Below are 15046 nucleotides of genomic sequence, written 5' to 3'. Positions count from 1 at the left end.
TCATATTTTCACGTTGCATCCGGATACTGCAGGTCATGACCTCGTTCAACCACGCGTTTTTCGGGGTTTACACCTGAAAATAAACCCACATTGATGGGCAATTGCCATGACCGATGTTCTCGCACCCTGGCCCTCGGGGTTAGAATGCAGGAAATCAGGATGAGTCAATGACTGAACACACTCTATCGGAAGCCGAATACGACGCGATCACCGATGCCGCCGCGCACTGGTGCATGCGCCTGCACGCCAGCGATTGCACGGGCGAAGAGCGCCAGGCATTCCAGCAGTGGCATGACGCTCATCCGCTGCACGCGTTCGAGTACGAAGCCATGCTGGAGATCTGGGACGTTGCAGGTGATCTGCCACACCCGCAATCACCTGCGCCTGCACCGCCCCCCTCGGTTGGGACACCAGGCAAGTATCCACGCTCATGGCGCACGCTCGGGGTCGTAGCCGCGACGTGTGCCCTGGCGCTGCCGCTGGCCGCCTACACCGGCTGGAATCTGGGTTGGGTACCCAACGCTTATCAGCACTTCGAAGCCACTGACAACCTGCGCCAGGTCACCCTCAATGACGGTACTTTGGTGGAGCTCAATCTGGGCAGCGAACTGACCTACACCCATTACAGGGATGAACGCCGCGTCACGCTGAAAAAGGGCGAAGCGTTCTTCACGGTCAGGCACGACATCACCCAACCCTTCACCGTCAAGGCGGCCGAAGGCAGGATCCGTGTGACCGGCACCCGGTTCAACGTCTGGATGTATGAAGACAAGGTGCGCGTCAACCTGATCGAAGGCTCGGTGCAAGTGACCAGCCAGGGCGACCTGACGCACAACGTTTCGTACCTGCGACCGGGCATGCAGGCCAGCTACCGACAGGGCGACTTCGCGCCTCAGGTCAGTCAGACCAGCGCCAACGACAGCGCCCTGGCCTGGCGCACCGGCAAGCTGGTACTTGATGACCTGCCGCTCAGCGATGCCCTGCCCCTGATCAATCGCTACCTGAGCGCGCCGGTGATGCTGGCCGACAGCAACACCGCCGCCATTCGCATCGGCGGTGTGTACGACACCCGGCAGGTGAAGAATCTGGTGACGTCCCTGCCACGAGTGCTGCCGGTTTACCTGACGCGCAATCAGGATGGCAACCCGGTCATCAACTCAATGCCCCTGCAACCACCAAAAAGCTGAAGGCCGCGTCCCTTGCGGGAGCGGCCTTCATGGTCTGTGCCTGTTGCTAACAGCTTACTGCGCTGCCACTTTTGCCTCTGACTCGCGAATCGTCTGCACCTGATACTGCGGATCGGCCTGGATCTGCTGCTCGGTGAACGGCAACACACTCAACTCCTTGCGCGAAAACGCCTGAGTCTGATCGCTGGCGTATTTCGACGCCGGATCGCTGGACAAGGAAAACGCCAGCACTCCGCGCGCTTGCGGGCCTTTCTCATCGAATGTCACGATTTGCAAGTAACTGGTGCCACTGACCACCTCGCGTTTGCCGTCGGTGCGCGGCTCGCTCTGAATGGCGTTGTAAATGCCCAGCGTGCCCGGCCCACCATGGATCGGTGTTTGCTGCCCGCCACTGCTGACCACCTGAATGTCACCCCAATGACTATCGGCCTTGAGCCCAAGCTTGTTGACCTGCTCAACAGACGCCAGCAATGCCTGGCCAATGGCGGCATTCACCGACGGCCGATCCAACGCCAGACCGCGTGGTGTGTGCTGCGCATCTGCCGGGTCAAACGCTACTCGCCAGAGATCAGGCAACTGCTGCAGCGACTGCATGACATTCTGGAAGTGCACAAAGCCCAGACCGCTGTCCAGATTCGCATGGCCATCCCAGGTCTTCAGGCTGGCACATACCGGTGCAAGGGTGGCGGCATCGGCACCCGCATCGGCACTGCACCATTGCAGCAGATCGGGCATCACTTGCGCGGCCTGATACACCTGATCATCCATCACCATCTGTTGCAGATCAGCCGCCGCCACCGGGCCGGCCTTGGCCAGCGCGCCCAGACGCTCCAGGGCGAAACGCGAACGCAGCCCCAGTGGCTGGCCGTCCTGGCTGATCAATGGCGAGAACCCGGTCAGCGGTTGCGCCGGGTTGGCCAGCCACGCCGAATCGTTGGAGTGCTGCACAAAATCCTTGCGCAACAATTGCGGAAGCTGATCCGACGCATAAATGCCTTTTTGCGCAGCCTTGGGGTCGATGTCCCAGGCACAGGCACTGTGGGCGCCATCGAGCACGATCATCTGCAAACCGGCGCGTGGATCGCTGCACTTGGCGAGTTTCTCGGCATTGACGTTCGGCACCACCGACAGGTTCATGTACAGCGTCTGACCCTGATCGTCGGTGGCCAATGTGTTGACCCATGGAATGCCCTGGATCGTGTGCACCGAATCCTGCAATTGCTTGAGACTGGACGCCTGGTTCATCGCGTACCACTGCTGCAGAACCCGGTCATTCTCCTGGTTGGCATCGCGCAGGCTGTAAGCGAACTGATTGTTCCAGTCCAGCTTGCCAGGCCACTGCACGATCGGGCCGAAACGCGAACTGTAGATCACATGGGAAACCGGCTTGACCTGGCCATCCGCTTGTTTGACGTTGACGGTCAGGGTCTGTTTATCCAGAGGCAGCGACTTGCCGTCGAGCAGGTAACGCGTCGAATCCTTTGGATCGAGTTGCAGGCGATACAGCGTGAAGTGTTTTGACGAGTCGACGGTGTGCGTCCAGGCCACATGCTGGTTGAACCCGATGTTGATCATCGGCAGGCCAGGCAATGCGGCCCCCATCACATCCAGCTTGCCGGGGATGGTCAGGTGCATCTGGTAAAAACGCATGCCGCCGACCCACGGAAAATGCGGGTTGGCCAGCAGCATCCCGCGCCCGTTGAACGAACGCTCGCTGCCAATTGCCACCGCATTGCTGCCGCGGTCCAGGGCGAAACGTTGCTGACGTCCGTCGGCGACCTGGAAGACCTGTGCATCATCCGCACGCCGGGTAACGGCTGCCGGTGGCGTGGCGCCGACCAGGGCCTCGGCGAACTGCCCGACCCCGCCTTCTACCAGCAGGCGCCGCGTCAGTTTTACCAGGTCCTGCGCCGCAATCGGCCGAACCCAGTCACCTGCACATTGTGCTGGCAGGCCCGTGGCCTGACGTTGCGCCAGCGAGCGGTTGTAGCCAGCGACGTAGCCGTCGATCAAGTCGCGCACCTGCGGGGTCTGCGCCTGCAGGAAAACGCCAACCGCCTGAGGCGTGTTCAGCCAGTTGAAGAACAGATCGCTGGCGAGGTTGGCGCGCTGCTCGACCGTAAACTGCTCCGGGCCGAAATAGCGCGAACGCTCGCCATTGACCGTGACGATCTCATTGGCCAGCAGGCACAGATTGTCCTGGGCATAGGCATAACCGATACCGTAACCGAGGCCGCGCTCGTTTTCGGCACGAATGTGCGGCACACCGAAACCGGTACGGCGAATATCCACCGCTGCCGACGAAGGTTCACTGCGAGCGTTCGCCGCAACGCTCAAGCCCAGCAACACACCCGCAAGGCTTAGCCTGGTTAACTGCCTGGAAATAATCACACTCGCTCCTGATCATAAGACGATTGCCAGGTGGGGGGCGCGGCGGGAAGGCAACACAGCCACACCACACCCGACCTGGAAACACACACTGCGCACTTCACGGAATGTGCCTGGCCTTAGGAACGAAAAAGGCATGAGGAAATTTAACGGACGCGAGTTTTTTTGCGCAGGCGAATCACACCGCGCTCACAGGGTTGCGACAAATTTTCCACATTAAAGTATTCATGATTTGTTCAGGTCGTTCGTCTTATTGTTGGAGAGCGCCATCACTTTTCCTGATCCGGCTCTGAAAAGGAGTTTTTGCATGTACAACTCACGACTGCCAACGGACGGTAGCGATGCGCCAACGGGTGTTTCCAGAGCGCCCGACGCCGGAGTTTTCGAACACACCGTTGAACGCCACAGCAATGAACGCATCAGGCTGTTGCTCAAGAGCTTCGGCCTGCGTACCAGCCTGATTCGCCTGAAGGTCATCGATGCCTTGCTGACGGCCGCGGAAAGCGATCGCAGCCTGGGGGTGCGCGGCCTGCACAGCCAGTTGCTGGACCTGAACATTCCCTTGTCCTTCCTCAGCGTGCGGGAAGTGCTCAAGCGTTTGTCCAGCGAGGGCGTGATCACGCTCAACGCGGATAAAAGCTACAGCCTGCATCCACAGGCTGTCGCCATTTTGCACAATGAACCCGGCGCGACGGCCTCGTTCAAGGCTTGACCTTGCGCCGCATCACACCGTTGATCACGACCACGATGACTGCCACGCCGATGGCGATGTACTGGAACAGCTTTTCGCTGATGATCCCTGCGTTTTGCAGATACGAAAGGCCAAACATGGTCCCCAGCACTACCAGGGAAATCAGAATCGAGTATTTCAAACGTTGCGACTGGGTCATTACGGGTTCCTGAACCTTTGAATGTATCTGCTTTGTATCCGCTTGCATGCCAAGCCTCTACCTTCGAACGGGGATGAAGGGCAGCAACCGGAGTCTCATGTTACAGACGATGAAGAGTTTTAGCTTCATTGCGACGTAACCATGAGGATTTTGAAATGCTCCGTCGAATCGCCCTGTTGATTCCCCTTATCGCCCTGCTTTCACTGAGCGGCTGTCTGTTTTTCCCCCATGGAGGCGGCTGGCATGGTGACCGTCACTATGATGGCGGGCATTATGAGGAACGTCGTTGATACCCACTCAGCAGCCTGAATCTTTTCGATAGAAGTCATTACCGGGCTGCCGGCACAACTCCACCAACCAATCGACAAACACCCTCACCCGCCGGGACAACTGGCGGTGTGGCGGGTAAAGGGCCGTCAACGGCAACCCCGGTGGCGGCACCTGCTTGAGCACTTCGCATAAACGCCCCTCCTTCAACTGCCGGGCCACGTGGTAATACGGGGTCTGCACCAGGCCGTATCCCGCCTCACACGCCGCCAGATAACCATCGGCACTGTTGACCGACACTTGCTTGGGCAACGCCTGCGACCGCACCTGCCCCTCGACGACAAACTCCAGCCCGTAGCGCTTGCCACTGCTGGAGAAATATTCGATCACCTGATGCCCCGCCAGATCATCCAGACCTGTGGGAGTCCCGTGCCGCTGCAAGTAATCCGGGCTGGCGCAGGTCACTTGATCCATCATCACCAGCGGCCGTGCCACCAACGAATCATCCAGCGCCAGACCACCGCGCAGCACACAATCGACCCCCTCACGGATCAGGTCCACGGGCCGGTCATTCAGACCGATTTCTAGTTCGATCAACGGAAAGCGTGCGGTGAACTGCGGCAACGCCGGAATCACGATCAAGCGCCCCACCGCTGCCGGCATGTCCACGCGCAACAAACCTTTTGGGTTGTGCCGGGCGGCAGAAAACACCGCTTCAGTCTCCTCCAGATCCGCCAGCAGACGCACGCATCGCGGGTAATAGGCCGCACCGTCGAGGGTCAGGCTGATGTGGCGAGTGGTGCGTTGCAGCAATTGCACGCCCAGGTGCGCCTCCAGTTGCTTGATCAGCACCGTCACCGAGGCGCGGGGCAATTGCAGGCTGTCCGCCGCTTTGGCAAAGCCCCCCAACTCGACGATCCGGGTGAACACCCGCATGGCATTAAAACGGTCCATGGCTTCGGCCTGCCTGTCGATTATTCAGATAATACGAATAGTGATAGTGGATTTAGCCGGTTTATCTGGTTTGTGTCGAGATCAACAATGGCGGTTCACATTTCCAGGGAGCTGAAGTCATGCAAACACGTCAATTGGGCAAGAACGGTCCACAGGTTTCGGCCATCGGTTTGGGCTGCATGGGCATGACCGATTTCTACACCACCGGCACCGACACCCGAGAAGCGACTGCCACCTTGCACCGGGCATTGGAGTTGGGCATCAACCTGCTCGACACCGCCGACATGTATGGCCCGCATACCAACGAAGAACTGATCGGCAAAGCCATCGTCGGCAAACGCGACCAGGTGTTTCTGGCCAGCAAATTCGGCATCGTTCGCGACCCGGCCAATCCTGAATCGCGTGGTGTCAACGGCCGTCCCGACTACATTCGCCAGGCCATCGACGGCACGCTCAAACGCCTTGGCGTGGACACCCTGGACTTGTATTACCAGCACCGGATCGACCCGCAAGTCGCCATCGAGGAAACCGTTGGCGCCATGGCCGAACTGGTTGCCGCTGGCAAGGTGCGTTACCTGGGTTTGAGCGAAGCATCAGCCGCCACCCTGGAACGCGCGAACAAGGTTCATCCGATCAGCGCGCTGCAAAGCGAGTACTCGTTATGGAGTCGCGACCAGGAAGACAACGGCTGCCTGGCGGCCTGTCGGCGCCTGGGCATCGCGTTCGTCCCCTATAGCCCGCTGGGCCGTGGCTTTTTGACCGGCGCGCTGAAAAGCCCGGACGATTTTGCCGCCGACGATTACCGGCGCTTCAGCCCACGTTTTCAAGGGGAAAATTTCGCGAAGAATCTGCTGCTGGTGCAGCAAGTGCAGGCGCTGGCCGCTGACAAGGGTGTCACTGCCGGGCAACTGGCGCTGGCCTGGGTGCTGGCGCAGGGCGACTACCTGATCCCGATTCCGGGCACCAAGCAACGCAAATACCTGGAGGAAAATGTCGCGGCACTCGAGGTAAAACTGAGCGCCGAGGAGTTGCAGGCACTGGAGGCAATCTTTCCCGCCAATGCCACAGCCGGGTTGCGGTATCCGGAAGCGGTGATGCAACTGCTGGATCGCTGACTGGACGTGCGCGCCCGCTCAATCAAATGAGCGGGTCGCCAACAATCGTCAGTCTTTCTTCTTGACCGTCGAGCCGTTGCTCTCGCCATAGGTCTTGAGGTTTTGCAGCACGTAGATCGCTTTCTTGAACTCAGGCACCAGGTAATTGGCGTACTTGTTACCCTTCAGATTGTTGGTCTGGATCGTGTCCAGTTGCACGGCAAAGTACTCCAGGGCGTTGAATTTCGCGTCTGGATCGGACGGCACGCCGAACTTGTCGAACTTGTCGCCAGCGTTATGCAGCGTCAGCGCAGTCACATCACTGATGATGCCTTTCTGCAGCAGGTAGGTACTCATGTTGCCCAACTGCTTGGCCGTGACGCTTTCCGGATTGAATCCCTTGATCTGCTTGAACATCTGCATGGAATCCATTTTTTTCCGGTTCAGCACCAGCGGATCGTTGCCCACCTGCGCCAATATTTGCCGGGCCTTGACGCTCTGGGTAATAGGCTTGGCGTTGGGCGAACCCTGACGAACCAGCAGCCCCGTCTTGGCAGACCAGTTGCCGACCAGACCAATAGTCATGAGCGTTTCCCCGCCAGCGAGACGAAACCTGAATGTCCTTGGAGCCGGAACATAAAAAATCCTTGTTTGAACGAGATTGATACTGGGAAGTATCGGCAGCGTCCGCCCGATGACCAATTATTATTTCCTGTTTTTACAATTTTCGTACATTTAAGATACAAACCATCAAGTGCCTTGTTTCATTGGCTTCCATGACACCTGAACACAGTGACGAGCAACGTGCTGGCGTTTCAAATGCCCCGCGACTGAGACTTTGTATCAGTTGCGACATGAATTCCTCGCAAAACCCGCCTTGCGTTCACCGCTTTGTTGTACGTTCGTACCTCAAGCTGCGACGTTACAAGCCGATACAAATTTGATCCCACCAAGTTCAGAACCCGCCCTCAACAATAAAAACGCAGCACAAGGACCGGTCCCATGCCCGCATTCCGTACCATTCAGGCTCGCTACACGCTGTTTCTGGTCCTGTTTATCCTGCTGCTGTCGGTGTTGACGGTCGTGGGCATCAGCCAGTTGGTCGCACCCAAGCTGCGCCACACCGAAGAACAGGTGGCGCTCAACCGCATTGCCGAAGTCGCCGAGCAGATTCAGGGCGAACTGAACAAGGTGCAGGCGCAACAGCGCAGCATCACCCAGACCATCCCCCTGCTCGACAGCGCCGCCATCGACACGGTCCTGCCCGGTCTAGTGGATCAGTACGGCGAGCTGAAAGTCTTCGGCGGCGGGATCTGGCCGCTGCCCGGCCAGCGTGAAGCCGGTCGCAACAAGTTCAGCACTTTCTGGCACCGCGATGCCTCGGGCAACCTGGCGGTCAACACCTTCTGGAACAGCGACGCTGCGCCCAACTACTACGACCAGAGCTGGTACAAGGGCGGCATGCAGACCCCTCGCGGCCAGTGTGCCTGGGCCGCAGCCTATAAAGATGACGCCAGCGCCGAGCCACGCACCAACTGCGCCATGGCCATCCAGAAGAACGGCGCCGCCTATGGCGTCTCGACCATCGACGTGACGCTGGGTTTCTTCAACGACCTGATCGCCCGCAAGGAAAAAGACCTCGGCGCCGAAATGCTGATCGTCGAAGCCGACGGCAAGATCATCAGCAACAGCTCGCGCATCAGCGGCCCGATCGTGCTGAAAAACATCAGTGAACTGGCCGGCAACTCGCCGTTCGCCAGTCAGGTCAAGGCCGGCCTGCAAAATCGCGATCAGGCGCAACGAGTCGAGTTCGACAACAACGGCGAAGCCAGCACCTTCTTCATGCGCCCGATCGAAGGCTCGCCGTGGTTCCTCGCCACCGCCCTGCCGACCAAACTGATCACTGCCCAGCGTGACGATGTACTGAGCACCCTGAGCCTGCTGCAAATTCCGATGGTGATCCTGCTGGTGCTGTTGCAGGTCTACGCCATTCGCCAGTTGATCCACCGCATGAAAGCGCTCAAGACCAACATCGACGCGCTGTCCGCAGGTGACGCGGACCTGACCAAACGCATCACCATTCGCGCCGAAGACGAACTGGGCGCCATCGGCCACTCAGTGAACACCTTCATCGCCTACCTGCAAAACATGATTGGCGAAGTCACCCAGGCCACTGGCGCCATGGCCTCCGGCCTCGACACCCTGCAACGCACCTCGGCCCACACCAGTCAGATCCTGGTGCGTCACGCCTCGGAAACCGATCAGACCGTTACCGCCATCACCGAGATGAGTTCCACCGCCGAAAGCGTGGCGCAGAACGCAGCGGAAACGGCCGCGTTCACCCAGCGAGCCAATGAAAACGCCGACCGTTCGCGGATCGTCGTCGGCGAAGCGTCCAGCAGCGTTGTGGCATTGATCGGTGAAGTGGCCAGCGCGACCCATAAAGTCGGGAGCATGCAGCAGGATGCGCAGCGCATCACCGAGATTCTCGGCGTGATCGGCGCCATTGCCGGTCAGACCAATCTGCTGGCCTTGAACGCTGCCATCGAAGCGGCCCGAGCCGGCGAACAGGGTCGAGGTTTTGCCGTGGTGGCCGACGAAGTTCGTGCCCTCGCCGCCCGCACCCAGGCCAGCACTTCGGAAATCAACGAGATGCTGGCGCGCCTGACCCAAGGCGTGAGTTCGTCGGTCAGCGCCATGGAAAACACCCAGGCCAGTTGCCAGTCCGCCGCCGACGCCACCGCCCGAGTCAACTCCGGGCTGGATGAAATGGCCGGTTCGGTCAGCCACATCAACAGCCTGAGTACCCAGATCGCCACCGCTGCCGAACAGCAAAGCGCCGTGACCGAAGAGATCAACCGCAGCATGGTGCAGATCCGGCACATGGTTGATGAGCTGGTGCAGAGTGGTCAAGCCAGCGAGCTGAACACCCGGCAACTGCTGGAAGCCAACAGCCGTGTGAGCGCGATCATGGGGCGGTTCAAGGTTCGTTGATACCCTGGCTGTGGCGAGCGAGCTTGCTCCCTCGCCACAGCCAGCGGTGCTCCTGCATCAATTAGAAACACTCCCCCTCCGCCTTATTGGCTAAAGTGGTCAAAATACGTTTTTTGACCACCCCCAATTCGAGCCCCACCATGCGAACCCACCTGCGTCTGCTCGCCCTGAGCGCCCTGTTTATGTCCTCCCTCGCCCAAGCCGCCGACCTGATCCCCATCGAAGTCCATCGCGACGCCAACTGCGGCTGTTGCAAAAAGTGGATCAGCCACTTGGAGGCCAATGGCTTCAAGGTCGAAGATCACATCGAAGCGGACATGAGCCAGTTCAAGCAGCTGCACGGCGTACCGCCGCGCCTGGCGTCCTGCCACACGGCGCTGATCAACGGCAAATTCGTTGAAGGCCATGTGCCGGCCGAACAGATTCTGGCGTTGAACAAACGTGACGACCTGCTGGGTATCGCCGCGCCCGGCATGCCCATGGGCTCGCCCGGCATGGAAATGGACGGTATGAGCGATGCTTATCAGGTGATCGGCCTGAGCAAGATCGGCACGGACGTGGTGGTGGCGCAATACCCGGCCCACTGATGTCCGGCGCGTACATCGGGCTATTTTTTGCGGCATTCGGTGCCGCGACGCTCTTGCCGTTGCAATCAGAAACGGTGCTGGTCGCGCTGTTGCTCAGCGACCGCTATTGGCTCTGGACACTGCTGACGGTGGCGACGTTTGGCAATGTCCTGGGATCGGTGCTGAACTGGTGGCTGGGGCGTGGCATCGAACGGTTTCGTGAACGCCGCTGGTTTCCGGTCAGCCCCGCGCTTCTGGAAAAAGCCCGGTGCCGTTATCAACGCTTCGGACATTGGTCGTTACTACTGAGTTGGGTGCCAATCATTGGGGATCCTCTAACCTTGGTGGCGGGTGTCATGCGCGAACCGCTCTGGCGTTTCCTGCTGCTGGTGACCTTGGCCAAAAGCGTGCGCTATGGCGTACTCGCCGTGGCGACCCTTGGCTGGATGGGTTGAACGATGCGCTGCGCCGATTGCCTGTCATTAATGTCGCCCTAATGATGCCGATCCAGGATCGGCGGATTTCCAATGGAGTTGCCCATGTCCCCCGCCCTCTCCCGCTGGTTGCCCGGTGTTTTGCTCGCCGCTGCGCTACCCGTTGCAGCTTACGCCGATGGCCCGCAGTACGGCCCTGAACTGCAAGGTTTCGACTACCCGTACACAGTCAAGCACTTCAACTTCCAGTCCCAGGGCAAGGCCTTGCAGATGGGTTACATGGACGTCGCCGCGCATGGCAAGGCCAACGGTCGCAGCGTGGTGCTGATGCACGGCAAGAACTTTTGCGGCGCCACCTGGGACACCTCGATCAAGGCGCTGAGCGAAGCCGGCTACCGGGTCATCGCACCCGACCAGATCGGCTTCTGCACCTCCAGCAAACCGGACAACTATCAATACAGCTTCCAGCAACTGGCGACCAACACCCAGCAGTTGCTCAAGGCGCTGGGCATCCAGAAGGCCACCCTGGTCGGTCACTCCACGGGCGGCATGCTCGCCACCCGCTACGCACTGCAATACCCGGAGCAGGTCGAGCAACTGGCGCTGGTCAATCCCATTGGCCTGGAAGACTGGAAAGCCCTTGGCGTGCCGTATCGCACCGTCGATCAATGGAACGAACGAGAGCTGAAAGTCACCGCCGACAACATCCGCGAATACGAGCGCAGCACCTATTACGCAGGCCAATGGAAGCCGGAATTCGAACGCTGGGTGACCATGCTCGCGGGCCTGAACAACGGACCCGGCAAGAAACAGGTAGCGTGGAACTCGGCGCTGATCTACGACATGATCTTCACCCAGCCGGTGTACTACGAGTTCAAGGACCTGAAAATGCCGACGCTCTTGCTGATTGGCACGGCCGACACCACCGCCATCGGCAAGGACCTCGCACCGCCAGCGGTGAAGGCGAAAATCGGCCACTATGAAGTGCTCGGCAAAGCCGTGGCGAAACCGATCCCGCAGTCCACTCTGGTGGAGTTCCCGGGTCTGGGCCACGCACCGCAAATGGAAGAACCGGCAAAATTTCACCAGGCCCTGCTTGCCTGGCTGAGCAAGTCCAACCCCGTACGTTGATGAGGTAAGGCTGATGGCAGTGCAGATCGCGGTAATCGATGACTGGCAGGATGTGGCGCGCGGGGTGGTGGACTGGACGGTACTGGACAGCATCGGCGAGGTGAGTTTTGTGCATGACTTCCCGGCAGACAACGACACCCTGGCCAAACGTCTGGCCGCATACGAGGTGATCTGCGTGATGCGCGAACGTACACGCTTCGACGAAGACCTGCTGCGCCGTTTGCCGAAACTGAAATTGCTGGTGACCGGCGGCATGCGCAATGCCGCACTGGACCTCAAGGCCACCGCAAAGCTGGGCATTCAGGTGTGCGGCACCGACAGCTACAAGCACGCGGCCCCCGAATTGACCTGGGCACTGATCATGGCCGCTACCCGCGATCTGGTGAACGAGGCCAATGCCCTGCGTGCCGACAAGTGGCAGCAAGGGCTGGGTGGTGATCTGCACGGCAAGACCCTGGCGATTCTCGGGCTGGGCAGCATTGGCAAACGGGTGGCGCAGTTCGGTCAGGTGTTCGGCATGCGGGTGATTGCCTGGAGCGAGAATCTGACGGCTGAACGCGCGGCTGAATCGGGCGTCACCTATGTCAGCAAGCAACAATTGTTTGAACAGGCTGATGTGCTGTCGGTGCATCTGGTACTCAGTGACCGCTCCCGCGGGCTGGTGGATGCACAGGCCTTGAGCTGGATGAAACCGACCGCACTGCTGGTCAACACCGCACGCGGGCCGATTGTCGATGAAGCGGCGCTGATCAAGGCATTACAGAAAAACCGCCTGGCAGGTGCAGCGCTTGATGTGTTCGAGCACGAGCCGCTGCCGGCGCAGCACCCGTTCAGGACGCTGGAGAATGTGCTGGCCACACCGCATGTGGGGTACGTGAGCCGGCAGAACTATGAGCAGTTCTTTTCGCAGATGATCGAGGATATCCAAAGCTGGGCGGCGGGGACGCCGGTACGGATTCTGGGCTGATACCGAATTATCGTTCTTCGCGGGCAAGCCCGGCTCCCACAGGGACCTGTGGGAGCCGGGCTTGCCCGCGATGAGGCCCTCTGCATCAGCACATCCATCAAACCATGCGCACCATAGCAGTGCACCCGCGCCACACCCCCACGCACTTTCCTGTGACTCCCAAGTCCCGTTTTGACCCACTCCAAAAAATAATCCTGCCCTTCGTCGGTGCGTTTCCCCATCGATGACGTTCGCTCGTAACCTCTAGAAACCGATTGTCGAACAATTTCGCCACTTGGCCTTCCCCGCTCTAGGTTCTGGCCTAGACTGATTTTCGCGGGGTAAAACCGGTCAGTCATCCGGTTGAAAAAAACTCGAAACTTTTGGTCTCGGCCACGGGTCAGGTTAAAGGTAGGGCTGTTGCCACTGGTGCAATCTTTGCAACGGCCCTTCCACCCAGTCTGCTACAGCGCGTTGGGCAGCGGTTGCCCCCCTTCGCGCGGCGCGTTTGCGTCCGGCCACAGGAATTGGCCACGCACACCAGGTTAGCGGACACGGGTGTCAGGGCTGGAATCAGATCAATAAAACGGGAGATCCACATGGTCAGTGCGGCTTTAGATATTCAGGGAGAACGTGCTCATCAGCAGGTCGGCGAATCGAGCGCCGCAGGTGTCCCGAACGTGCAACCGGTCATTGTGCCGGGCACCAGGACGCTGGCACCGGTTGCCAGTCAGAATCCCAACAAGAAGAAAGTATTGTTTGTCACCTCGGAAATAGCCGACCTGGTCAAGACCGGCGGCCTGGGGGACGTTTCCGCCGCATTGCCACGCGCAATGGCGCATCTGCATGACGTGCGGGTGCTGATTCCCGGCTACCCGCAAGTGCTCAACAGCGAAAACCCGATCCACATCATTGGCGAACTGGGTGGCCACGCCGCACTGCCGCCGTGCAAGATCGGGCGCATGGACATGCCTGACGGCCTGGTCATCTATGTGTTGATCTGCCCCGAACTGTACGAGCGCGAAGGCTCGCCCTACGGCGCCAACAACGGTCGCGACTGGCCGGACAACCACATTCGCTTCGCCCGTCTGGGCCTGGCAGCGGCCGATATCGCCGCCAACCTTGCGCAGATTCACTGGTGCCCGGACCTGGTGCACGCCCATGACTGGCCCGCCGGCCTGGCCCCCGCTTACATGCACTGGCGCGGGCAACGCACCCCGACCCTCTTCACCATCCACAACCTGGCCTATCAAGGCGTGACCAGCCTCGGCTCCTGCCCGGAACTGGGCATCCCGATGCATGCACTGCAACAGGAAGGCATGGAGTTCTACGGCAAGATGTCGTTCCTCAAGGCCGGCATGGCCTATTCGAGCCACATCACCACGGTCAGCGCCACCTACGCCCAGGAAATCACCACCCCGGACTTCGGCTGCGGCCTCGACGGTTTTCTCGCCGCCAAGACCCAGCAGGGCTTGCTCAGCGGGATTCCCAACGGCATCGACGAAAGCTGGGACGCCGCTACCGACCCGCACCTGTTCCGTCCCTTCGCCATCGGCGACTGGGAGGGTAAAGCGGTGAACGCCGCCCACGTCCGTGAATTGTTCGGCCTCAAGGATTCCAAGGGCCCGCTGTTTGCCGTGGTTTCGCGTCTCGTCTACCAGAAAGGCCTGGACCTGACCGAAGCGGTGAGCGAGTACATCGTCGCCAACGGCGGCCAGATTGCGATCATCGGCCGTGGCGAGCCGGAAGAAGAACAGGCGATGCGCGAGCTGGCCCTGCGCTTTCCGGGGCAAGTGGGGGTGCGCATCGGCTTCAATGAAACCGACGCCCGGCGCATGTTTGCCGGCAGCGATTTCCTGCTGATGCCTTCGCGTTACGAACCCTGCGGCCTGAGCCAGATGTACGCCCAGCGCTTCGGCTCGTTGCCGGTGGCGCGCAACACCGGTGGCCTGGCCGACACCATAGAAAATGGCGTCACCGGGTTCCTGTTCGACGAATCCACGGTCGAAAGCTACCGCGAAGCCCTCAGCCGCGCCTTCAAGGTGTTCGCCTTCCCTGACCTGCTCAACGCCATGCGTTGCCGGGCCATGGCCGCGCCGTTCAACTGGTGCAAGGCGGTCGAGCCCTACGCCGAACTGTATGAACAACTGGTGGGCAAAGCCCTGGGCAAATCGGGCAAACAGTAAATAGAGGCT

General features: G+C 60.0%; 13 protein-coding genes. 9 read left to right on the top strand and 4 right to left on the bottom strand.

Going from position 1 to position 15046, the window contains the following annotated elements; genetic code table 11:
- Positions 1-167 precede the first annotated feature (167 nt).
- Entirely contained in the window at positions 168-1187 is a 1020-nt protein-coding gene (locus POF45_RS00620; protein WP_282314757.1) for a FecR family protein, read from the top strand.
- A gap of 54 nt (positions 1188-1241) precedes the next feature.
- On the opposite strand, the gene pvdQ is transcribed toward POF45_RS00620, so the two are convergent.
- Positions 1242-3578, bottom strand: coding sequence for a bifunctional acylase PvdQ (gene pvdQ, locus POF45_RS00615; RefSeq protein ID WP_282314756.1), 2337 nt, complete (start codon positions 3576-3578; stop codon positions 1242-1244).
- A gap of 304 nt (positions 3579-3882) precedes the next feature.
- Between pvdQ and POF45_RS00610 the strand changes: the two genes are divergently transcribed.
- Positions 3883-4287 carry a fe2+ zn2+ uptake regulation protein gene (locus POF45_RS00610; protein WP_259494326.1) on the top strand — a complete coding sequence of 135 codons (405 nt, stop codon included), beginning with the start codon at positions 3883-3885 and terminating at the stop codon, positions 4285-4287.
- Here POF45_RS00610 and POF45_RS00605 read toward each other — a convergent pair.
- Positions 4277-4465 (bottom strand): hypothetical protein, encoded by a 189-nt coding sequence (locus tag POF45_RS00605; protein ID WP_259494327.1) that lies wholly within the window; start codon positions 4463-4465, stop codon positions 4277-4279. The two genes, POF45_RS00610 and POF45_RS00605, sit on opposite strands and share 11 nt — an antisense overlap.
- Before the next feature lie 297 nt (positions 4466-4762).
- Entirely contained in the window at positions 4763-5686 is a 924-nt protein-coding gene (locus POF45_RS00600; RefSeq protein ID WP_282314755.1) for a LysR family transcriptional regulator, read from the bottom strand.
- Between the two features lie 119 nt (positions 5687-5805).
- Here POF45_RS00600 and POF45_RS00595 point away from each other — a divergent pair, with 119 nt between their 5' ends.
- Positions 5806-6801 carry an aldo/keto reductase gene (locus tag POF45_RS00595; protein ID WP_259494329.1) on the top strand — a complete coding sequence of 332 codons (996 nt, stop codon included), beginning with the start codon at positions 5806-5808 and terminating at the stop codon, positions 6799-6801.
- Positions 6802-6849: 48 nt separating this feature from the next.
- On the opposite strand, the gene POF45_RS00590 is transcribed toward POF45_RS00595, so the two are convergent.
- Entirely contained in the window at positions 6850-7365 is a 516-nt protein-coding gene (locus tag POF45_RS00590) for a hypothetical protein (protein WP_259494330.1), read from the bottom strand.
- A 417-nt stretch (positions 7366-7782) separates the two neighbouring features.
- On the opposite strand from POF45_RS00590, the gene POF45_RS00585 reads away from it, so the two are divergent.
- The 6 genes from POF45_RS00585 to glgA all read left to right on the top strand — a co-directional run bounded on the left by POF45_RS00585 (position 7783) and on the right by glgA (position 15037).
- The gene (locus POF45_RS00585) at positions 7783-9774 is read left to right on the top strand and encodes a methyl-accepting chemotaxis protein (protein WP_259494332.1); all 1992 of its coding nucleotides are present in this window, start codon (positions 7783-7785) and stop codon (positions 9772-9774) included.
- A gap of 140 nt (positions 9775-9914) precedes the next feature.
- Complete coding sequence (locus POF45_RS00580) at positions 9915-10361, top strand: DUF411 domain-containing protein (RefSeq protein ID WP_282314753.1); 447 nt, start codon at positions 9915-9917, stop codon at positions 10359-10361.
- The gene (locus POF45_RS00575; protein ID WP_259494335.1) at positions 10361-10795 is read left to right on the top strand and encodes a YqaA family protein; all 435 of its coding nucleotides are present in this window, start codon (positions 10361-10363) and stop codon (positions 10793-10795) included. Before POF45_RS00580 ends, POF45_RS00575 begins: the two co-directional genes overlap by 1 nt.
- Before the next feature lie 84 nt (positions 10796-10879).
- Positions 10880-11905, top strand: coding sequence for an alpha/beta fold hydrolase (locus POF45_RS00570; RefSeq protein WP_282314752.1), 1026 nt, complete (start codon positions 10880-10882; stop codon positions 11903-11905).
- Between the two features lie 13 nt (positions 11906-11918).
- Positions 11919-12872, top strand: coding sequence for a D-2-hydroxyacid dehydrogenase family protein (locus POF45_RS00565; protein ID WP_259494338.1), 954 nt, complete (start codon positions 11919-11921; stop codon positions 12870-12872).
- Between the two features lie 578 nt (positions 12873-13450).
- Positions 13451-15037 carry a glycogen synthase GlgA gene (glgA, locus tag POF45_RS00560; RefSeq protein WP_259494339.1) on the top strand — a complete coding sequence of 529 codons (1587 nt, stop codon included), beginning with the start codon at positions 13451-13453 and terminating at the stop codon, positions 15035-15037.
- The last annotated feature ends 9 nt before the right edge of the window (positions 15038-15046 follow it).

Source organism: Pseudomonas fungipugnans (assembly GCF_029955235.1).
Taxonomy (GTDB): Bacteria; Pseudomonadota; Gammaproteobacteria; order Pseudomonadales; family Pseudomonadaceae; genus Aquipseudomonas; species Aquipseudomonas fungipugnans.
This window is presented reverse-complemented; position numbering and strand designations above follow the sequence as displayed.